At 73.7% G+C, this 19,449-nt stretch carries 16 protein-coding genes; 12 read left to right on the top strand and 4 right to left on the bottom strand.

The annotated features are described in order from the left end of the window. The first annotated feature begins 33 nt into the window (after positions 1-33). Positions 34-1,074: a 3-isopropylmalate dehydrogenase gene (locus tag ACIPXM_RS23780; RefSeq protein WP_401658602.1), complete on the top strand. Its 1,041-nt coding sequence runs from the start codon at positions 34-36 to the stop codon at positions 1,072-1,074. A gap of 255 nt (positions 1,075-1,329) precedes the next feature. After that, on the top strand, positions 1,330-2,421 hold the full coding sequence (locus tag ACIPXM_RS23775) for a branched-chain amino acid aminotransferase (RefSeq protein ID WP_401658599.1): 1,092 nt from the start codon (positions 1,330-1,332) through the stop codon (positions 2,419-2,421). 54 nt (positions 2,422-2,475) lie between these two features. Here ACIPXM_RS23775 and ACIPXM_RS23770 read toward each other — a convergent pair whose 3' ends face one another. Next, positions 2,476-3,945: a cytosine permease gene (locus ACIPXM_RS23770; protein ID WP_401658596.1), complete on the bottom strand. Its 1,470-nt coding sequence runs from the start codon at positions 3,943-3,945 to the stop codon at positions 2,476-2,478. 244 nt (positions 3,946-4,189) lie between these two features. On the opposite strand from ACIPXM_RS23770, the gene ACIPXM_RS23765 reads away from it, so the two are divergent. The 5 genes from ACIPXM_RS23765 (at position 4,190) to ACIPXM_RS23745 (ending at position 8,447) form a co-directional block, all read left to right on the top strand. Further along, positions 4,190-5,212: an agmatine/peptidylarginine deiminase gene (locus ACIPXM_RS23765; RefSeq protein ID WP_401658594.1), complete on the top strand. Its 1,023-nt coding sequence runs from the start codon at positions 4,190-4,192 to the stop codon at positions 5,210-5,212. Positions 5,213-5,293: 81 nt separating this feature from the next. After that, positions 5,294-5,860: a hypothetical protein gene (locus tag ACIPXM_RS23760; protein WP_401658591.1), complete on the top strand. Its 567-nt coding sequence runs from the start codon at positions 5,294-5,296 to the stop codon at positions 5,858-5,860. A gap of 16 nt (positions 5,861-5,876) precedes the next feature. Further along, positions 5,877-6,326: a hypothetical protein gene (locus tag ACIPXM_RS23755; RefSeq protein ID WP_401658588.1), complete on the top strand. Its 450-nt coding sequence runs from the start codon at positions 5,877-5,879 to the stop codon at positions 6,324-6,326. Between the two features lie 133 nt (positions 6,327-6,459). Then, the gene (locus ACIPXM_RS23750) at positions 6,460-6,999 is read left to right on the top strand and encodes a TetR/AcrR family transcriptional regulator (protein ID WP_401659162.1); all 540 of its coding nucleotides are present in this window, start codon (positions 6,460-6,462) and stop codon (positions 6,997-6,999) included. Between the two features lie 80 nt (positions 7,000-7,079). Further along, positions 7,080-8,447: an MFS transporter gene (locus tag ACIPXM_RS23745; RefSeq protein WP_401658585.1), complete on the top strand. Its 1,368-nt coding sequence runs from the start codon at positions 7,080-7,082 to the stop codon at positions 8,445-8,447. Here the strand turns inward: ACIPXM_RS23745 and ACIPXM_RS23740 are convergent. Next, positions 8,402-9,316 carry a hypothetical protein gene (locus ACIPXM_RS23740; RefSeq protein ID WP_401658582.1) on the bottom strand — a complete coding sequence of 305 codons (915 nt, stop codon included), beginning with the start codon at positions 9,314-9,316 and terminating at the stop codon, positions 8,402-8,404. The two genes, ACIPXM_RS23745 and ACIPXM_RS23740, sit on opposite strands and share 46 nt — an antisense overlap. Positions 9,317-9,640: 324 nt before the next feature. Between ACIPXM_RS23740 and cimA the strand changes: the two genes are divergently transcribed. Both cimA and ACIPXM_RS23730 read left to right on the top strand, forming a co-directional pair. Then, positions 9,641-11,260, top strand: coding sequence for a citramalate synthase (cimA, locus tag ACIPXM_RS23735; protein WP_401658579.1), 1,620 nt, complete (start codon positions 9,641-9,643; stop codon positions 11,258-11,260). Positions 11,261-11,358: 98 nt separating this feature from the next. Further along, entirely contained in the window at positions 11,359-12,714 is a 1,356-nt protein-coding gene (locus ACIPXM_RS23730) for a hypothetical protein (protein ID WP_401658576.1), read from the top strand. Between the two features lie 56 nt (positions 12,715-12,770). Here ACIPXM_RS23730 and dnaN read toward each other — a convergent pair whose 3' ends face one another. Further along, a complete protein-coding gene (dnaN, locus tag ACIPXM_RS23725) occupies positions 12,771-13,883 on the bottom strand; it encodes a DNA polymerase III subunit beta (protein ID WP_401658573.1) in 1,113 nt (370 codons plus the stop codon). 181 nt (positions 13,884-14,064) lie between these two features. Here dnaN and ACIPXM_RS23720 point away from each other — a divergent pair, with 181 nt between their 5' ends. Next, complete coding sequence (locus ACIPXM_RS23720; protein WP_401658570.1) at positions 14,065-15,258, top strand: serine hydrolase domain-containing protein; 1,194 nt, start codon at positions 14,065-14,067, stop codon at positions 15,256-15,258. A 200-nt stretch (positions 15,259-15,458) separates the two neighbouring features. Here the strand turns inward: ACIPXM_RS23720 and ACIPXM_RS23715 are convergent, their stop codons facing one another. Beyond that, positions 15,459-16,070, bottom strand: coding sequence for a YceI family protein (locus tag ACIPXM_RS23715; RefSeq protein ID WP_401658568.1), 612 nt, complete (start codon positions 16,068-16,070; stop codon positions 15,459-15,461). Between the two features lie 359 nt (positions 16,071-16,429). Here ACIPXM_RS23715 and ACIPXM_RS23710 point away from each other — a divergent pair, with 359 nt between their 5' ends. Then, positions 16,430-16,939 (top strand): hypothetical protein, encoded by a 510-nt coding sequence (locus tag ACIPXM_RS23710; protein WP_401658565.1) that lies wholly within the window; start codon positions 16,430-16,432, stop codon positions 16,937-16,939. A 112-nt stretch (positions 16,940-17,051) separates the two neighbouring features. Continuing rightward, positions 17,052-19,415 (top strand): polysaccharide lyase 8 family protein, encoded by a 2,364-nt coding sequence (locus tag ACIPXM_RS23705; RefSeq protein WP_401658562.1) that lies wholly within the window; start codon positions 17,052-17,054, stop codon positions 19,413-19,415. Positions 19,416-19,449 lie beyond the last annotated feature (34 nt).

Genomic DNA, 19,449 nt, shown 5'->3' with positions numbered 1-19,449 from the left:
GTCAGACGGTGGGACGAAGAGTAGGGTGCGGACATGTCTCACAGCATCGATCTCGCAGTCATCCCCGGCGACGGCATCGGCCAGGAGGTCGTGGCCCAGGGCCTCAAGGTCCTCGCGGCCGTGCTTCCCCAGGATGTGAAGCTGGAGACGACGGAGTACGACTTCGGCGCCAAGCGCTACCACGCCACCGGTGAGACCCTCACCGACGCCGACCTCGACGCCCTCAAGCAGCACGACGCGATCCTGCTCGGCGCCATCGGCGACCCCTCGGTGCCGTCCGGCGTCCTGGAGCGCGGCTTCCTCCTGAAGCTCCGCTTCGCCTTCGACCACCACGTCAACCTGCGCCCCTCGAAGCTGCTCCCCGGCGTCGCGACCCCGCTCGCCGGCCAGCCGGAGATCGACTTCGTCGTCGTCCGCGAGGGCACCGAGGGCCCGTACACCGGCAACGGCGGCACCATCCGCAAGGGCACGCCGCACGAGGTCGCCACCGAGGTCTCGGTCAACACCGCCTTCGGTGTGGAGCGCGTGGTCCGGGACGCCTTCGCCCGCGCCCAGGCCCGCCCGCGCAAGAAGCTCACGCTGGTCCACAAGAACAACGTGCTGACCTTCGCGGGCCACCTGTGGACCGACATCTTCACCAAGGTCGCCGCCGAGTACCCCGAGGTCACCACCGACTACCTGCACGTCGACGCCGCGACGATCTTCCTCGTCACCGACCCGGCCCGGTTCGACGTGATCGTCACCGACAACCTCTTCGGCGACATCCTGACCGACCTCGCCGCGGCCGTCTCCGGCGGCATCGGCGTCGCCGCCTCGGGCAACATCAACCCGACCGGCGCCTTCCCGTCCATGTTCGAGCCGGTGCACGGCTCCGCCCCGGACATCGCGGGCCAGGGCAAGGCCGACCCCACGGCCACCGTCCTCTCCGTCGCCCTGCTCCTGCGCCACCTCGGCCACGACGCCGAGGCCGGGCGGATCGAGGCGGCGGTCGCCGCCGACCTCACCGAGCGCGGTGACGCCGTCCGCACCACGGACGAGATCGGCGACGCGCTCGCGGCGCGAGTAGCGAGCTGACCCGCCGCTGAAGGTCTCCACCACAGCCGCCGGGTCGCCCACCGCACCCGGCGGCTGTACCTGTGCCGTCGCAGGGTGCCACCATCGAACCCTGGACCGCGTACACACCTGTTTCGTGCACCGGCCCCCACGCGCGATAATCGAACGTGGGGCCGCGGCATGCGCGAAAGCTCGGACGTCCTAGCACCGGTGCCCACCGGTGCGGCGCGGCGTGAGCGCGGTCCTACCCACACAACCGGTGAAGGACAAGCACTCATGACGACGCCCACCATCGAGCTCAAGCCCTCCTCCAGCCCGCTGTCGGACGGGGAGCGCGCGGCGATCCTGGCGGACCCCGGGTTCGGCCGGCACTTCACCGACCACATGGTCACCATCCGCTGGACCGAGGGCCGCGGCTGGCACGACGGCCAGCTCGTGCCGTACGGCCCGCTCGCCCTCGACCCGGCGACCAACGTCCTGCACTACGCGCAGGAGATCTTCGAGGGCCTGAAGGCGTACCGCCGTCCCGACGGTTCGGTCGCCAGCTTCCGCCCGGACGCCAACGCCCGCCGGTTCCAGGCGTCCGCGCGCCGTCTCGCCATGCCCGAGCTGCCCGTCGAGACCTTCGTCGAGGCGTGCGACCTGCTGGTCCAGCAGGACAAGGCGTGGGTCCCGGAGCACGGCGGCGAGGCGTCGCTCTACCTGCGCCCGTTCATGATCGCGACCGAGGTCGGCCTGGGCGTCCGCCCCGCCAACGAGTACCTCTTCGTGGTCATCGCCTCCCCGGCGGGCCCGTACTTCCCCGGCGGCGTGAAGCCCGTCTCCATCTGGGCCTCCGAGGACCGCGTCCGCGCCGTCCCCGGCGGCATGGGCGACGCCAAGACCGGCGGCAACTACGCGGCCTCCCTGCTGGCCCAGGCCGAGGCGGCCGAGAAGGGCTGCGACCAGGTCTGCTACCTCGACGCGGTCGAGCACAAGTGGGTCGAGGAGCTCGGCGGCATGAACCTGTACTTCGTGTACGGGGACCGCATCGTCACGCCCGCCCTCAGCGGCTCCATCCTGGAGGGCATCACCCGCGACTCGCTGCTCCAGGTCGCGACGGACCTCGGCTACGCCTCCGAGGAGGCCCGGATCTCCGTCGACCAGTGGCAGACCGACACCGAGAACGGCACCCTCACCGAGGTCTTCGCCTGCGGCACCGCCGCCGTCATCACCCCGGTCGGCACGGTCAAGTCCGCCCGGGGCGAGTGGCAGCACTCCGGCGGCCGTCCGGGTGAGGTCACCATGAAGCTGCGCGAGGCGCTGCTGGCGATCCAGACCGGCAAGGCGGCGGACGTCCACGGCTGGATGCACCAGCTCGGGAAGTGAGCGAAGGCCCCGCCGGCCGCCCGGCGGGGCCTTTTCCCTTCGGTCGCCCGGCCCTTACTGGTCCGCGTCGACCAGGGCGCCCGGGACGGACACCGTCCCGGGCGTCCGCGCGTTCCCGGGCGCCTGAGCCTCGGCGGCCGTGGCCGTGCTGCCGCCCGGCGTGAGGATCGCGTACAGCACCCCGCCGACGATCCCGGAGAACACGAAGCTGCAGTCGATCCCGCCGGTCAGCGACAGCAGCGGACCCTCGTACAGCGGGGTGGACACGGCGGCCAGGCCGACGGCCGCGCCGACCGCCCAGGAGACCGTGGCCCGGGCGTGCCAGCCCGCCGCGTACCAGTAGACGCCGCCGCGCGAGCGCCGGTTGTAGACCTGGAGCGCCTCGGCGTCGTACACCCCGCGGCAGCGCCGGTGGCCGATCAGCGTGATGACCGCCCACGGGGTGCCGATCGCGGTGAGCAGCAGGACGAAGGAGGTCATCGCGGTCTGCGCGTCGGACGCGAAGTGGCCGAGGAAGACGAAGGCGGTGGCGACGGCGGCGACCACCAGGGTGGCCCGGGCACGGGTGGCCTTCGGCAGGATCGCGTCCAGGTCGAGCCCCATCGAGTACAGCATCAGACCGGCGTTGCCGACCGACCCGGCGGTGGCCGCGAGCAGCAGCGGCACCAGGTACCAGGCGGGGGAGGCGGCGACCAGCGGGCCCGCGTAGTCGGTGCCCGCCCGGGCGGCGAGCGCGGTGAAGGTGCCGAACAGCTGCGGCACGAGCAGGCCCACGACGAGGCCGAGACAGGTGGCCCACCAGACCTTGCGCGGGTTGTGCCGCTCGGGGGAGATGTAGCGGGTGTAGTCGCCGAGCAGGGTGATGAAGGCGACGGGGCCGCTGAGCCCGGCGGCGACCGCCGAAAGCAGCCAGGTCGGCCAGAACGAGCCGAGCAGGTACGGGGTGTCCGGCACGGCCGCGGTGGTGAAGTCACCCGCGTACGCGATCAGCCCGACCGCGAGCAGCAGGGTCATCACGACGGCGAGCGCCTTGCTCAGCTTGAGCAGCAGTCGGTAGCCGTAGACCGCGCCGACCACGGTGAGCGCGGCGAGCAGGGCGTAGACGGCGGCGTGCGCGGCGCCGCCGGTCGGCAGACCGACCAGCCGCTCCAGGGTGCCGACCATGACGTCGCCGCCGATCCACAGGGTCAGCGCGGTGTAGCCGAGCGAGAGCAGCAGGCCCACCACCGAGCCGACAAGGCGGCCCCGGACGCCGAAGAAGGCGCCGGAGGAGGTGGAGAGATTGGTGGCGGTACGCAGCGAGACCAGCGCGAGCGGGGCGGTCACCGCGACGCCGACGAGGGTGCCGGTGACGACGGAGGTCACCGCGCCCCACAGGCCGAGCCCGAAGGAGACCGGCAGCCAGCCGAAGACGATCACGCCGAGGCAGAGGTTGGAGCCCAGCAGGATCGCGATCAGGTCGCGGGGCCCGCTGGTGCGTTCGGCCTCGGGGATCGTGTCGACACCGCGCTGTTCTATCGCCATGGGGACTCCCGGGGGAAAGGGGGGACGGGGGTGGGGGCGGAGCGAGGGGGTGTGGGGGTGGGGTGGGACGCGGCCCGGATGCTGGGTGCGCATCTTTAGAGCAGCGCTCAATGTCAGCCAATGTGACGCATCCGCGACGGCCACGTCAATGCTTGGAAGATGCCGGTCCAACATTTAGAGTGATACTCAAACGTGACGCCGGTGCCCGACCCGCATCCCCCCCAGCCCCCGAGGACCCGTTCTCATGACGACGTACCGCATGCCCGCCGAGTGGACGCCCCACGAGCGCACCTGGATGGCCTGGCCCAGCCCCAACCCCACCTTCACCAACCCCGACGAGCTGGCCGAGGCCCGCGCCGCCTGGGCCTCCGTGGCCCGCGCCGTGCGCCGCTTCGAGCCGGTGACGGTGGTGGTGGCCCCCGGCGACGGCGACTCGGCCCGCGCGCTGCTCGGCCCGGACGTCGACCTGGTCGAGCGCGAGCTTGACGACGCCTGGATGCGGGACATCGGCCCCACCTTCGTCAAGGACGAGGACGGCCGGCTGGCCGCCGTGGACTGGGTCTTCAACGGCTGGGGCGCGCAGGACTGGGCCCGCTGGGAGCACGACTCCAAGATCGCCCGCCATGTCGCCGACGCCGCCGGGGTCCCCGTACTGCCCTCCCCGCTGGTCAACGAGGGCGGCGCGATCCACGTCGACGGCGAGGGCACCGTCCTGCTCACCGACACCGTGCAGCTCGGCGCGGGCCGCAACCCCGAGTGGACCAGGACCCAGGTCGAGCAGGAGATCCACGCCAAGCTCGGCACCACCAAGGCCATCTGGCTCCCGCACGGCCTCGCCGGGGACTACGGCCTGTACGGCACCCAGGGCCACGTCGACATCGTCGCCGCCTTCGCCCGCCCCGGCACCGTCCTGGTGCACAGCCAGCAGAACCCCCAGCACCCCGACTTCGAGCGCTCCCGCCTCTACGTCGACCTGCTGCGCCGCCAGACCGACGCCCAGGGCCGCCCGCTGGAGGTCATCGAGGTCCCGGCCCCCACCGTCCTCACCGACGAGGAGGGCGACTGGGTCGACTACTCCTACATCAACCACTACCTCTGCAACGGCGGCGTGGTGCTCTGCGCCTTCGACGACCCGCACGACGAGCTCGCCGCCGAGATCTTCCGCCGCCTCTTCCCGGAGCGCGAGGTCGTGCTCGTCGACGCCCGCCCGATCTTCGCGGGCGGCGGCGGCATCCACTGCATCACCCAGCAGCAGCCCGCGGTCTGAGCCTCGGCGGGCCCGCGCCCCGCGCCCCCGCGCGGAAAACCGTTGTCGCGCGCGGGGCGGGCCGCCGTACGCTCGGCCGCGATGGAGATCCTGACCTGCGCGGCCTGCGCCCACCCGCTCACCGCCCCGCTGCACCTGATCGCCGAGGCCCCCGACCGCCCCGGCTACGACGGCACGAAGGGCCCCGACGGCAAGCGGCGCCCGCCCGCGACCCTGCCACGCGGGTGCTACGCGATCGACCCCGAGCCCAGCGGCGCGCCGATGGTGCCGTACGAGGGCGACGACGACAGCTACCCGGGGGCGTACCCGGGCGGGCCCGCGCAGCTGGGGGAGGACGGCGACTGGCTGGTCGCGGGCGGACCCCGGAACTCGTACGTGACCCATCCCGACGACGTCGTGGAGCTCGACTTCCACCCCGACTTCGCACGGCTCGGCGGCTGCTGCGGGCCCGCCGGCGACCTGGGCGTCAACCGGGTCTGCCCCGGCTGCGGCGCCGAGGCCGCCACCGTCTTCGGCGACTGCGTCGGCCCGTACGAGACCCACTTCGCACCCGACGCGGTCCGTGCCGTCCCGGCCGCCGACGTCCCTCAAGCCGACCTGCCGGACCCGGACCGGACGGCGCCCGCCGCCGGTCCCGGCACCGGCTGAGAGGGACGGTCCGCCCATGCCCAGGACCCCGCACCCCACCGCGCCGTACCAGCTCACCACGCTCTACTCGGTGCCCGACGACGCCTGGTACCTGGAGCTCGACGACCTCGCCGACGGCGGCCGCACCCTCGTCGTCGCCGTCGTGCCCGACGAGGACCCGGCGCGCGAGCCCCACGTCCACTTCGACCCGAACACCGGGCACCGGTACATCCCGTACGAGGTGCTGCGCTGGTTCCTGGACGAGGTCGGCGCCGAGATCGCCCGCTCCCGCGACTGGATGGCGCTGCGGCCCGAGATCGTCGAGGTGATCAAGGAGCTGCGCGGGGAGTACCTCGGGGCGATCGGCGACGAGGACGTCGAGCCGGTGCTCGCCGGGCTGCGCGGCACCGTGCCCGCGGCGGACCTGGCGGACGTGATGCGGCACGCCTTCTCGCGCGGGGCGGACGGCCGCCCGCTCGTGCCGTAGGGCCTGTCCGGCGGCCCGCGCCCGGTCGTCCGTCCTGTAGAACGTACGAGTGAGTCAGCGCAGCAACCCGCCCCACCCCGCCCGCCGCCGCAACCAGGCCGCGCCGCCCATCGAGGACGTGCTCGCCGCCGCCATGGACACCATCGCCGAGCGCGGGCTCGACGGCCTCACCATGGCCGGGCTCGGCCGCCAGGTCGGCATGAGCAGCGGGCACCTGCTCTACTACTTCGGCACCAAGGACGAGTTGCTGCTGCGCACCCTGGAGTGGAGCGAGGGCCGGCTCGGCGCCGAGCGCGGCGCGCTGCTCGCCCGCCCCGGCACCGCCCGCGAACGGCTCGACGGCTATGTCGACGTGTACGTGCCGGACGGCCCGCGCGACCCGCACTGGACGCTCTGGCTGGAGGTCTGGAACCGCTCGCAGAACGCCGACGACGACGCCCGGGTCAGGCAGGCCGCCATCGAGGGCGCCTGGCACCGCGACCTGGTCGCGATCCTCGCCGAGGGCGTCTCGCGCGGCGAGTTCCGGGCCGTCGACGCGGACCGCACCGCGCACCGGATGCGGGCCCTGCTCGACGGCTTCAGCGTGCACGTGGCGGTCGGCATCCCCGGCACCGGGCGGGCCCAAGTCCTGTCCCACGTCGAGGAGTTCATCGCCGAAACCCTGCTTCCGTGACCGTTACGCACGCAAGTACTCCCGATCGTTGCCCCGTGCACCCTTGAGCCGCCCGGCGGCCTCCGGCACGGTTCGGGGACATGGGACGTGAACACTGGAAGAAGATCTGGGTCGGTTCGGCCGGAAACATGGTCGAATGGTTCGACTGGTTCGTCTACGCGAGCTTCGCGACCTACTTCGCGGGTGCGTTCTTCCCCGAGGGGAACGACACCGCCAAGCTCATGAACACCGCCGGCATCTTCGCCGTCGGATTCTTCATGCGCCCCGTCGGCGGCTGGCTGCTCGGCCGGGTCGGCGACCGCAAGGGCCGCAAGGCCGCCCTCACCCTCACCGTGACCCTGATGTCCGCGTCGGCGGTGCTCATCGCGGTCGCCCCGACCTACGGCGTCGCGGGCTACGGCGGCGCCGCCGTCCTTCTCGTCGCCCGGCTGCTCCAGGGCCTGTCCGTCGGCGGCGAGTACGCCGCCAGCGCCACCTACCTCACCGAGGCGTCCGCCCCGCAGCACCGCGGCTTCGCCTCCAGCTTCCAGTACGTGTCGATGACGGCCGGTCAGATCCTCGGCCTGGGCCTGCAGATCGTCCTCCAGCGGACGATGTCCGACGCCGCCCTGCACAGCTGGGGCTGGCGCATCCCGTTCATCGTGGGCGCGCTCGGCGCGGCCGTCGTCTTCTACCTGCGGCGCACCATGCTGGAGACCGAGGTGTACGAGGCGTCCGCCGACGACCCGGCCGCAGGCCCCGGGACCGGCGACCCCGCCGAACGCGGCACCCTCAAGGCGCTGTGGGCGCACCGCCGCGAGGCGTTCCTGGTGATCGCGCTCACCATGGGCGGCACGGTGGCCTACTACACGTACACCACCTACCTCACGAAGTACCTGTCCAACTCCGCCGGGCTGCCCAAGCAGACCGCCACCCTCGTCTCCTTCTGCGCGCTGATCGTGTTCGCCGCGATCCAGCCGCTCGCGGGGCGCCTCTCGGACCGGATCGGCCGCCGCCCGCTGCTCATCACCTTCGCGGTCGGCTCCACCCTGCTCACCGTGCCGATCATGACGATGCTGAAGCACGCGGGCTCCTTCTGGCCCGCGCTCGGCCTCTCGCTGCTCGCTCTGGTCGTCATCACCGGCTACACCTCCATCAACGCCTGTGTGAAGGCCGAGCTCTTCCCGACCCGGATCCGCGCGCTCGGGGTCGCCCTGCCGTACGCCATCGCCAACGCCCTGTTCGGCGGCACGGCGGAGTACGTCGCCCTCTGGTTCAAGAACGCCGGCGTCGAGTCCGGCTACTACTGGTACGTCGCCGGGTGCGCCGCGGTCTCGCTCGTGGTGTACGTGACGATGCGGGAGACCCGGGACATCGACCTGGGCCGGGTCGGCGGCGAGCCGGACCGCGCGGGCCGCACGGCTCAGCCGGAGGCCCCGGCCCCGGGGGCGCCGACCCCGGCGGCCTGACCCTTGCGCGCGGCGGCCAGCCGCTTCTGGAGGTCCTGGAGCTTCTCCCCGGCCAGGGTGCGCAGGGCGTCCGCGTCGCCCCGGTCGCCCTGGGCGAACACCGAGAGCACGGTGTCGCCGTCCCGGCCGTAGACGGAGACGTAGGGGAGGGCGAGCGGGCCGCCGGTGGCGCCGACGGTCTGGACGCCCTCCTCCGCGAGGACCTGGTCGAAACCGGTGACCTTCGGCACGGGGGCCGCGTGCACGCCGGTCCAGCGGGCCTGCCCGAAGTGCCGCTCCGGGCAGCTGTCCAGGGTGGCGAGGTAGTCCTCCATGAAGCCCCGCGCGGTCGCCTCGTCCTCGAAGACCCGCGCCGCGCTGAACCTGGTCCGCCTGGTCCCGTCGACCCACACCCGGCGCGAGAAGGACGCCCGGGTGCCGGGGCGCGCCTTCGGCGCCAGGATCAGGCAGTCCGGCGTCAGCTGCAGTTCGGTGAGCTCCTCGTCGGTGTAGGGCTCGGCGCGCTGGTAGCCGCCGCCCCAGTCGTCGACCTGGAGCGGCACCTCGTGCGCCGCCGACTCCGGCGTGTGGGCCTCGCCGCCCCCGCCCCCGGTGAGCACGACGGCGAGGACGACGCCCGCCACCACCAACACCCCGGCGGCCACCGCGAGCACCAGCCGCCGCCGGTTCCGGGACGCCCCGGCCGGGTCCGCCGGGTGCTCCCGCTCCGGCCCGGCCCCCTCGTCGGAGGCGCCGTCCCGCGGGGTGAGCGGTCCTTCCGGAGGTCCCTCCGCTGGCTCGTCCGGCGCGCCCTCCGGCCCGTCCCGCAACGGGCCCTTCGGCGGGCGCTGCGGCCTTGACGGGGGTTCGGCGGGCGAGGGAGTGCTCACGCGGATCATCCGTACCACCGCACGGCCGCCCGCATCCTGAGACCGCATGTCCGTCACCCGCGCGGGTGTGGCACACTGCGGGCGTGCTCGCTACCACGATGATTATCGGCAGCGGCGCGCCGGTCCGCAGTGACCGCTGAACCGCGGGAAGCCACCCCCGCGACGGCGGCCACCGTGCCCCAGACCCGCGCGCAGACCTCTCGCACCCGCGAGGGGTTTTTTCGTTTTCCGGCCCCACCACCGCCGGGAACGGACCGCGCGTGAGAATGGGGGCAAGTGGATCCAGACCTTCCGGAGCCACATCCGACAGGAGCCATCACAGTCATGACCACGGAGAACGGCGAGAGCCCGCGCCGCGTCGACGACAGCTTCCATGTCTTCGACACCACCCTGCGCGACGGCGCTCAGCGCGAGGGCATCAATCTGACCGTCGCGGACAAGCTGACCATCGCCCGGCACCTCGACGACTTCGGCGTCGGCTTCATCGAGGGCGGCTGGCCCGGCGCCAACCCGCGCGACACCGAGTTCTTCGCCCGCGCCCGGCAGGAGATCGCGTTCAAGAACGCGCAGCTCGTCGCCTTCGGCGCGACCCGCCGTGCCGGTGGCAGCGCCGCCGAGGACCCCCAGGTCAAGGCCCTGCTCGAGTCCGGAGCCCCGGTGATCACGCTGGTCGCCAAGTCGCACGACCGGCACGTCGAACTCGCCCTGCGCACCACCCTGGACGAGAACCTGGAGATGGTCCGCGACACCGTCTCCCACCTCCGCGCCCAGGGCCGCCGCGTCTTCGTCGACTGCGAGCACTTCTTCGACGGCTACAAGGAGAACCCCGGCTACGCCAAGGACGTGGTGCGCACCGCCCACGAGGCGGGCGCCGACGTGGTCATCCTCTGCGACACCAACGGCGGCATGCTCCCCGCCCAGATCCAGGCCGTGGTCGCCACCGTCCTCGCCGACACCGGCGCCCGGCTCGGCATCCACGCCCAGGACGACACCGGCTGCGCCGTCGCCAACACCCTCGCCGCCGTCGACGCGGGCGCCACCCACGTCCAGTGCACCGCCAACGGCTACGGCGAGCGGGTCGGCAACGCCAACCTCTTCCCGGTCGTCGCCGCCCTGGAGCTCAAGTACGGCAAGCAGGTGCTGCCCGAGGGCTCGCTCGCCGAGATGACCCGGATCTCGCACGCCATCGCCGAGGTCGTCAACCTCACCCCGGCCACCCACCAGCCGTACGTCGGCGTCTCCGCGTTCGCGCACAAGGCGGGCCTGCACGCCTCCGCCATCAAGGTGGACCCCGACCTCTACCAGCACATCGACCCCGAGCTGGTCGGCAACACCATGCGGATGCTGGTCTCCGACATGGCGGGCCGCGCCTCCATCGAGCTCAAGGGCAAGGAGCTCGGCGTCGACCTGGGCGGCGACCGGGCACTGGTCGCCCGGGTCGTCGAGCGGGTCAAGGAGCGCGAGCTGCGCGGCTACACCTACGAGGCCGCCGACGCCTCCTTCGAGCTGCTGCTGCGCGAGGAGGCGGAGGGCAGGCCGCGCCGCTACTTCCGCACCGAGTCCTGGCGGGCGATCGTCGAGGACCGCCCGGACGGCATCCACGCCAACGAGGCCACCGTGAAGCTGTGGGCCAAGGGCGAGCGGATCGTCGCCACCGCCGAGGGCAACGGCCCGGTCAACGCCCTCGACCGGGCGATGCGGGTGGCCCTGGAGCGGATCTACCCGCCGCTCGCCAAGTTCGAGCTGATCGACTACAAGGTCCGCATCCTCGAAGGCCGCCACGGCACCGAGTCCATCACCCGGGTCCTGATCACCACCGGTGACGGCAACGGCGAATGGTCGACCGTCGGCGTCGGCGAGAACATCATCGCCGCCTCCTGGCAGGCCCTGGAGGACGCCTTCACCTACGGCCTGCTGCGGGCCGGGATCGACCCCGCCGAGTAGCAGCCCGCCGAGCACCCCGCCCGCGGGCGGGGGAAGGGCGCGGAGAGCGGGCCTGTCCGGATATGTCTAGTTCGAGTTTGTTCGGGTAGCGTCGAACCATGAGGACCAGGCCGCTCTCCCTTCTCCCCGCTCTCGCGGGACTCATACTCGTGCTGCTCCTGGCCCTGGCGCCCGCCGCCGGGGCGGCGAGGGCCACCGGGATCCCGGACGCGGCCGCCGCCCTCAAGCAGGGGCCGGTCTATGTGGACCCCGGCGCGGCCGGGCAGCTCTCGCAGGCCGACGCCGACGCCCTGGCGAAGAAGATCAAGGACGCCGACAAGCCGCTGTTCGTGGCGGTGCTCCCCGCGAACGCGCAGTTCCCGCCGGAGAACCTGCTGCGCAACCTGCGCACCCAGACCGGGGTCACCGGCCTCTACGCGGTCCGCCTCGGCACCGGTTTCAACGCCGCCGCCGACTCCTCCGTGATGTCGCGGAACGCCGTGCAGAACCTCGTCACCTCCGTGCGGCAGCCGAACGTCGACACCAAGACCGAGCTGAACAACTTCGTCGACCAGGCACTGCCCACCCTGCGCGGCTCCGCCCCCGCCTCCTGGGGCGGCGGCGCGGCCGACGACTCCGGGGTGCCGGTGGCCGGCCTGGTCACCCTCGGCGCGGTCGTCGCGGTCGGCGGCGGCGCCGCCTACGCGGTGGTACGGCGCAACCGGCTCCGCAAGGAGGCCGAGGAGCGCGCCGCCCTGGACCGGCTGCGGGTCGTCGTCGACGAGGACATCACCGCCTTCGGCGAGGAACTGGAGCGGCTGGACTTCCACCCGGCCGAAGCGGGCGCCGACGACGCCATGCGCGCCGACTACGAGCGCTCCCTCGACTCGTACGACAAGGCGAAGTCCCTGATGGGCGCCGTCACCCGGCCGCACGAGGTGCGCGGGGTGACCGAGGCCGTGGAGGACGGCCGCTACTCGCTCGCCGTGCTCGCCGCCCGCCGCGAGCACCGGCCGCTTCCCGAGCGGCGCGCCCCCTGCTTCTTCGACCCCCGGCACGGCCCCTCCGTCGAGGACCGCGCCTGGACCCCGGCCGGTGGCGCGGCCCGCGAGGTCCCGGTCTGCGCCGCCGACGCGGCCCGGCTCGCCGACGGCCTCGACCCGCAGGCCCGCACCGTCGAGACCGACGGCGGCCGCCGCCCCTACTGGGAGGCCGGACCGGCGTACGGCCCCTGGGCGGGCGGCTACTTCGGCGGCGGCATCCTGCCGGGCCTCCTGGTCGGCACCATGCTCGGCTCGATGCTCTCCACCCCGGCCTACGCCGCCGAGTACGGCGGCGGCGACTTCCAGGACTTCCAGGGCGGCGACTTCTCCGGCGCCGACTTCAGCCCCGGTGACTTCGGATCGAGCGACTTCGGCGGCGGCGGAGGCTTCGACGGCGGGGGCGGCGGCTTCGACGGCGGCGGCGGATTCTGACCCGGCCCCCGCACCCGGCCCGGCGCGGCGCGGCCCGGCCCGGCCCTAGGCGACGCTCAGAGCAGCGGCTTCACCGACATCAGCAGATGGCGGTGGCCGCCCTCGCCGCCGTCCGTGGCGTCCGTGAGCAGTGCCCGCTGCCCGGGGCCGAGCAGCCGCAGTCCTATCTCGTCCGCCTCGAAGGAACCCAGCGCGTCGAGCAGATAGCCCGGGTTGAAGGCCACCGTCATCGGCGCGGCCCCGGACATCGTGGCGGGCAGCCGCTGCGAGGCCACGTCGTCCTCGTACCCGGCCTGGAGATGCACCGTCGTCCCGTCGAACGCCAGCTGTACGGGGCTGTCGCCCTCCGCCACCACCGCGACCCGCTTCACGGCCGCCACCAGCGGCGCCCGCTCGGTCACCGCGAGCGCGTGCTCCCCGAGCGCGAACAGCTTGTCGTGCCGGGGGAGCCGCCCGTCGAGCAGCCGGGTGGTGGTGCGCAGGCCCGCGCTCTCGAAGCCGAGCGACCCGCCGTCCAGGGCCAGCCGCAGCGTCCCCGAACCCGCCAGGGACCGGGCGATCTCGGTCAGCCGACGGGCCGGGACCACCACGTCCAGCGGCTCCGCCGCCGCGCCCGGCTCCGGCCGCCACTCCAGGTCGCGCACCGCGTACCGGTAGCGGTCGGTGGCGGCCAGCGTCATCGTCGTGCCGTCGAGCGCGAGCCGCACCCCGGTGAGCACCGGCAGCGCGTCGTCCCGCCCGGCCGCCACCGCCACCTGCCCGACGGCCGTCGCGAACGCCGCCGCGGACACCTCACCGCGCCGCGCGGGCAGCGCGGGCGGCGCCGGATGGTCGTCGAGCGGCAGCAGCGAAAGACCGAACCGCGCGTCGCCGCCGGTCACCGAGAGCCGCGCCCCCTCCACGGCGCACTCCACGGGCCCCGGCGGCAGCACCTTGCAGATGTCGAGCAGCCGCCGCCCGAGCACCAGCGCCCGCCCCGCGCCGGGCACATCGGCGGCCACCTCGATCCGGGCGGACGCCTCGTGGTCGAGCCCGAGGACCGTGAGCCGCCCGTCCGCCGCCGTCAGGAGCAGCCCGCCCAGGACGGGCAGGGGGGAGCGGGCGGGCAGCACACGGGCGGCCCACGCCACGGCCTCGGTCAGCACACCACTGTCGATACGCAGTTCCATGCCGACGACGCTAACGGCCCCCACTGACAACGGCCCTGACCAGCCGTTGTGTCCATCCGTCGGGCCCATCCGTCGGGCCCGGCGCCGAATCCGCCGGGGGCCTTGATCGTCCGGCCCGGGACCGGCAAGCTCGCGGGGAGACGGACAGCGGAACAGCAGCACGGCAGCGGGGGAGCGGGCCATGGACAGGAGCACGGCCGGGGGCGGCGAGGACCGCGAGCCGGTACCGGTGCACGGCACGGTCGCGCCCGGATTCGAGGAGGTGCGGGAGGAGTTCGGCCGGGCCCTCGACGGCCACGCCCGCGACGGCGGCGCCCAGCTCGCCGTCCACCACCGGGGCGAGCTCGTCGTCGACCTGTGGGGCGGCGACGAGCTGGCGGGCGACTCGCTGCTCGCCCTCTACTCCTGCGCCAAGGGCGCCACCGCGCTGGTCGCCGCCCTCCTCGTGCAGGAGGGCGTGCTCGACCTCGACCGCGAAGTGGCCTTCTGGTGGCCCGAGTTCGCCGCCGAGGGCAAGGGCGGGACCACCCTGCGGGAACTCCTCGCCCACCGGGCCGGGGCGATCGGCGTCGACGGCGGCTTCGCCCCCGGTGAACTCTTCGACGACCGCGCGGTGGCCGCCCGGGTCGCCGCCCACCGCCCCTACTGGGCCCCGGGCAGCGGCCACGGCTACCACGCGCTCACCTTCGGCGCCCTGGTCGGCGAGGTGGTGCTGCGGGCCACCGGCCGCACGGTCCACCAGCTGTACGCCGAGCGGATCCGCGTCCCGTACGACGTCGACTACCACCTCGGGCTCCCCGAGGAGCTCGAACCCCGCTTCAGGACCGCGCTGCCGATGCGGCCCACCCGGGTCCAGCGGGCCTTCCTCGACGCGCACCCGGTCGCCCCTGGCAGCCTGCTCGCCGTCGCCTTCCAGGTGACCGGCGCGCCCCGGGCCGACTTCATCGGGTCCGCCAACTCCCGTGCCGTGCGCGCCGCCTGCCCGCTCTCCTCCGGCGGCGTCGGCAGTGCCCGCGGCCTCTCCCGGATGTACGCGGCGGTCGCGGGCGAACTGGCCGGACGCGCCCCGCTGCTCACCCCGGACACCCTCGCGACCGTCTCCCGGCACCACTCCGCGGGCGTCGACCTGGTCACCGGCGAGCCGAACGCCTACGGACTCGGCCTCGTGCCGCTGGCCACCCGGCACCCCGAGCTCGGCCCGACCGCCGTCGGCCACAGCGGCGCCCCCGGCTCGCTGTCCTTCGCCGACCCGTCGCGCGCCCTCGGCTACGGCTACGCCCGGCGCCGCTTCGCCTTCCTCGGCGGCCCCGGCGCCGTCGAGAACCGCGCGCTGGTCCGCGCGGTGACCCGGGCCGCCGACCGCCGCCCGGCCTGACCCGCCTGGCCTGACCTGCCCGGCCTGACCTGCCCGGCCTGACCGGCCCGGCCGACTGCCGGGCCCCGCCCCCGCCCCCGTACCGCCGGAGAACGCCGAGCGCCCGCCTTCCGTGGCGGCGGAAGGGCGGGCGCGCTCGTGGTGCCGGGGTGCGGGCCTGGCGGCCCGCCCGGTTCAGCCGGTTGGCCGGTTCGGCCGGTTCAGCCGGCGTTCTTGATGGCGGAGATGTCGAAGTTCAGCTTGACCTTGTCGCTGACCATGACGCCGCCGGTCTCCAGGGCGGCGTTCCAGGTCAGGCCCCACTCGGAGCGCAGGATCTCGGCCGAGCCCTCGAAGCCGACGCGCTGGTTGCCGTACGGGTCGGTCGCGGAGCCGTTGAACTCCAGGTCGATCGCGAGCGGCCGGGTGACGTCCTTGATGGTCAGGTCGCCCTTGATGCGGTAGGTGTCACCGCCGAGGTGCGCGGCCTCGGTGGAGCGGAAGGTCATCAGCGGGAAGGTCTCGGCGTCGAAGAAGTCGCCGCTGCGCAGGTGGTTGTCGCGGTCGCCGATGCCGGTGTCGACGGAGGCGATCCTGACGTCGATGGAGGCGCTGGAGGCGGCCGGGTTCTCGCCGTTCAGGGTCAGGGTGCCCTCGTGCTCGCCGAAGCTGCCGCGCACATTGGTGACCATGGCGTGCCGGACGGTGAAGCCGATGCTGCTGTGGGCCGGGTCGATGGCGTACTCGCCGGTCAGGGCGGCCAGGGCCGGGTCCACCGGGAGGGTGGCGACGGCGGTGGCGGACTCGTTGTTCTTGCGGCTGAAGAGACCCATGACGTGCTCCTTGGGGACGGGGCGCGGGGAGGCGCCCGCTGAGGCGGTGCGGTCGCTGAGACGGTTCCACCTCGTTGGTTGAACCTTCAACGAGAATGACGATAGACCTATTCCGTTCAAGTTTCAACATCTCTCGGAAAGCTTCACCCGAACGGCGCCCCGCGGTCGCCGAGGCCCCCTGGCGGACGGCTCCCCGACGCGGGACCATCGCGGGGCGCGCCACCGGGCGCCATCGGCACCGCCGGCACCATCCGCGCCAGCCGTACCACCGACGCCTTCCGCGCCGGTCGCACCACCCGCCCGCCCGGCAGCATCCGCACGGCCGTCCCGCTCGCTCCATCCCCACCGCAGGAGGCACTGTGAAGACCCGCTCCGCGCTCGCCGCCCTCGCGCTCGTCCTGGGCACCCTCTTCGCCCCCGGCTTCGGCGCCCTGACCACCGCCACCGACGCCCACGCGGCCACCAAGATCAGTCACGCCACGGCGACCTCGATGTTCCGCTCGTCCGGCATCACCTGGTCGTCGTCCGGCGGCTGTTCGGACCGGTCCAACCCCACCTGCACGTCCTTCGAGCAGCTCAACCTCGCCACCGCGCAGGGCGCCCAGACCCTGAAGAGCGCCACCGGCTGCGCCCTCAACATCACCGGCGGCACCGAGACGGGTCACGCGGGCGGCACGTACTCCCACTGGAACGGCTACAAGCTCGACTACGCCAAGGCCACCTGTGTCACCAACTACATCAAGAACACCTTCACCTACATCGGGCTGCGCGGCGACGGCGCCCCGCAGTGGAAGTCCGGCTCCGGCAATGTCTACGCCGACGAGGGCAACCACTGGGACGTGACCTACTACAACTGCGGCGGCTGCTGAACCGATCCGGACGGGGCTTGGCAGAAAGCGCTTGCCAAAACTCTTCCTGACTCCCGGGTGCGGCTGCTAGAAACGGGCGCCAACCGGTCCCCACCCCACCCGGGAGGCTCCCGTGCCCCGCCCTGCCCGGCCCCGCCCCGCCTGGTCCCGCCGCACCTTCCTGTCCGCGACCGCCTCCGCCACCCTCGCCACCGCCGCCCTCGCCCTCCCCCCGGCCCCCGCCCCTGCCCAACCCACCCCCACCGCCGATGAGTTCGAGGCGCTGCGGCTGCGCTGGGCCGAACTCCAGCTCGGCTCCGGCTACGACCCCGCCGCCGACCCCTTCGCCGCCCGCCTCGCCGAGACCGGCACCCTCGCGACCGCCTTCCAGACCGCCATGGCCCCCGCCACCGGCTCGCTCTGGCCCGGCCTCGCCTTCGACCCGCCCGCCGGCATCACCCAGAGCTACGGGCGGCTGTGGACGATGACCCAGGCGTACGCCCAGCAGGGCACCGGCCGCACCGGCGACCCCGCCCTGCTCGCCGACGTGCTGCGCGGGCTCGACCACCTCGCCGAGCGCGTCTACCACCCCGGCGCCACCCGCTACGGCAACTGGTGGGAATGGCAGATCGGCTCGCCCCGGCTGCTCATGGACATCACCGCCGTCCTCGGGCCGCTGCTCGGCGCCGACCGGACCGCCGCCGCCTGCGCGGCCGTCGACCACTTCGTGCCGGACACCGCGCTCGGCCCGTACACCGGCACCTCCACCGGGGCCAACCGGGTCGACCTGTGCCGCTCGGTCGCGGTGCGCGGGGTCGTCGGCGCGCACCCCGGCAAACTGGCCCTCGCCAGGGACGCGCTCTCGCCGGTCTTCCCGTACGTCAGCCAGGGCGACGGCCTCTACGCCGACGGCTCCTTCGTCCAGCACACCTGGGTCGCCTACTCCGGCACCTACGGCCAGGTCATGCTCGACGGCCTCGGCCGCCTCTTCGCGCTGCTCGCCGGATCCCGCTGGGAGGTCACCGACCCGGCCCGGCAGATCGTCCTGGACAGCGTGGAGCACGCCTACGCGCCGCTGATCCACGACGGACTGATGATGGACAGCGTCAACGGCCGCGCGATCAGCCGCGGTTACCTCGCCGCCGACGAACGGCAGGTGCCGCGCTCCGACCACTTCCACGGCCAGGGCGTGATCGCCGCCGTCGCCCTGCTCGCGGGCGGCGCGAGCCCCGCCGAGCGGGACCGCTGGCACGCGCGCGTGAAGGGCTGGATCGAGCGGGACACCGTCGTGCCGATCCTCACCGCCCGCCAGTTCGGCGTCGCCGACCTGGCCCGGCTGCACGCCGTCGCCGCGGCCGAGGTCGCCGCCGCCCCCGAACCGGTCGGGCACCGGCTGTTCCCCGCCATGGCCAGGGCCGTCCACCGCCGCCCCGGCTGGGCCGTGAGCATCGCCATGGCCTCCGAACGGATCGCCCACTACGAATGCGGCAACGGCGAGAACCCGCGCGGCTGGCACACCGGCTCCGGCATGGTCTCCTGGTGGACCGGCGGCCAGGGCGGCCAGTACACCGACTGGTTCTGGCCCACCGTCGACCCCTACCGGCTGCCCGGCACCACCGTCTCAACCAAGCGCCTCGCCGACAACGCGGGCGGTGAATGGGGCGCGCCCCGGCCCGCCGTCAGCTGGGTCGGCGGCGTCACCGACGGGGAGTTCGCCGCGATCGGCCAGCACCTCAAGGGCCTCGGCTCCACCCTGGAGGCCCGCAAGTCCTGGTTCTGCGCCGCCGACACCGTGATCTGCCTGGGCGCCGGGATCAGCGCCACCGACGGGGTGCCCGTCGAGACCGTCGTCGACAACCGCTGCCTCGGCGGGAACGGCACGGCCGCCTTCACCCGGGGCACCCGCTGGGCGCACCTCGCCGGACACGGCGGCTGGGTCTTCCCGGCCGGTACGGAGGATCTGCGCATCCTGCGCGAGGACCGCACCGGGGCCTGGCGCGACATCAACGTCACCAGCTCCACCGAGCGCCGCACCCGCCGCTACCAGACCCTCTGGCTCGACCACGGCACCGATCCGGCGGGCGCCGGTTACGTCTACCTCCTGATGCCCGGCGCCGGGCCGCGCACCCTGGCGGCCCGCGCCGCCGACCGCGGCTGGCTGCGGATCCTCGCCAACGACCCGGGGTGCCAGGCCGTCGCCGTCCCGTCCCTCGGACTGACCGCGGCCAACCACTGGCGGGCCGGTACGGTGGCGGGACTCACCGTCACCGCGCCCGCGAGCCTGCTGCTGCGCCGCCGGGGCCGCGCCACGGCCCTGTCGATCGGCGACCCGACCCGCTCGGGACAGCCCTTCGAGGTGGCCTGGGACCGGCCGGTCCGGGCCGTGACCGGCCGGGACGACACGGTCGAGGTGCTGGCCGCCGGGGCCGCCGGACTACGACTGCGGATCACCCCCGGCACCGCGGGAGCCACCCACCACTGTGCGGTGCTCTCCTAGGGTGCTTGTAGGAACACTACAAGTACAGGGGGTG

Origin of the sequence: Streptomyces sp. NPDC090025, from assembly GCF_044748125.1 — a bacterium.
Classification (GTDB): domain Bacteria; phylum Actinomycetota; class Actinomycetes; order Streptomycetales; family Streptomycetaceae; genus Streptomyces.
Note: the sequence above shows the minus strand (reverse complement) of the source record. Positions and strands in the feature narration are given on the sequence as shown.

Excerpts from the sequence above, each read along its gene's own strand:
- ACIPXM_RS23780 (WP_401658602.1), top strand. The coding sequence starts at position 34 with ATGTCTCACAGCATCGATCTCGCAGTCATCCCCGGCGACGGCATCGGC.
- ACIPXM_RS23775 (WP_401658599.1), top strand. The coding sequence starts at position 1,330 with ATGACGACGCCCACCATCGAGCTCAAGCCCTCCTCCAGCCCGCTGTCG.
- ACIPXM_RS23770 (WP_401658596.1), bottom strand. The coding sequence starts at position 3,945 with ATGGCGATAGAACAGCGCGGTGTCGACACGATCCCCGAGGCCGAACGC.
- ACIPXM_RS23765 (WP_401658594.1), top strand. The coding sequence starts at position 4,190 with ATGACGACGTACCGCATGCCCGCCGAGTGGACGCCCCACGAGCGCACC.
- ACIPXM_RS23760 (WP_401658591.1), top strand. The coding sequence starts at position 5,294 with ATGGAGATCCTGACCTGCGCGGCCTGCGCCCACCCGCTCACCGCCCCG.
- ACIPXM_RS23755 (WP_401658588.1), top strand. The coding sequence starts at position 5,877 with ATGCCCAGGACCCCGCACCCCACCGCGCCGTACCAGCTCACCACGCTC.
- ACIPXM_RS23750 (WP_401659162.1), top strand. The coding sequence starts at position 6,460 with ATGGACACCATCGCCGAGCGCGGGCTCGACGGCCTCACCATGGCCGGG.
- ACIPXM_RS23745 (WP_401658585.1), top strand. The coding sequence starts at position 7,080 with ATGGGACGTGAACACTGGAAGAAGATCTGGGTCGGTTCGGCCGGAAAC.
- cimA (WP_401658579.1), top strand. The coding sequence starts at position 9,641 with ATGACCACGGAGAACGGCGAGAGCCCGCGCCGCGTCGACGACAGCTTC.
- ACIPXM_RS23730 (WP_401658576.1), top strand. The coding sequence starts at position 11,359 with ATGAGGACCAGGCCGCTCTCCCTTCTCCCCGCTCTCGCGGGACTCATA.
- dnaN (WP_401658573.1), bottom strand. The coding sequence starts at position 13,883 with ATGGAACTGCGTATCGACAGTGGTGTGCTGACCGAGGCCGTGGCGTGG.
- ACIPXM_RS23720 (WP_401658570.1), top strand. The coding sequence starts at position 14,065 with ATGGACAGGAGCACGGCCGGGGGCGGCGAGGACCGCGAGCCGGTACCG.
- ACIPXM_RS23715 (WP_401658568.1), bottom strand. The coding sequence starts at position 16,070 with ATGGGTCTCTTCAGCCGCAAGAACAACGAGTCCGCCACCGCCGTCGCC.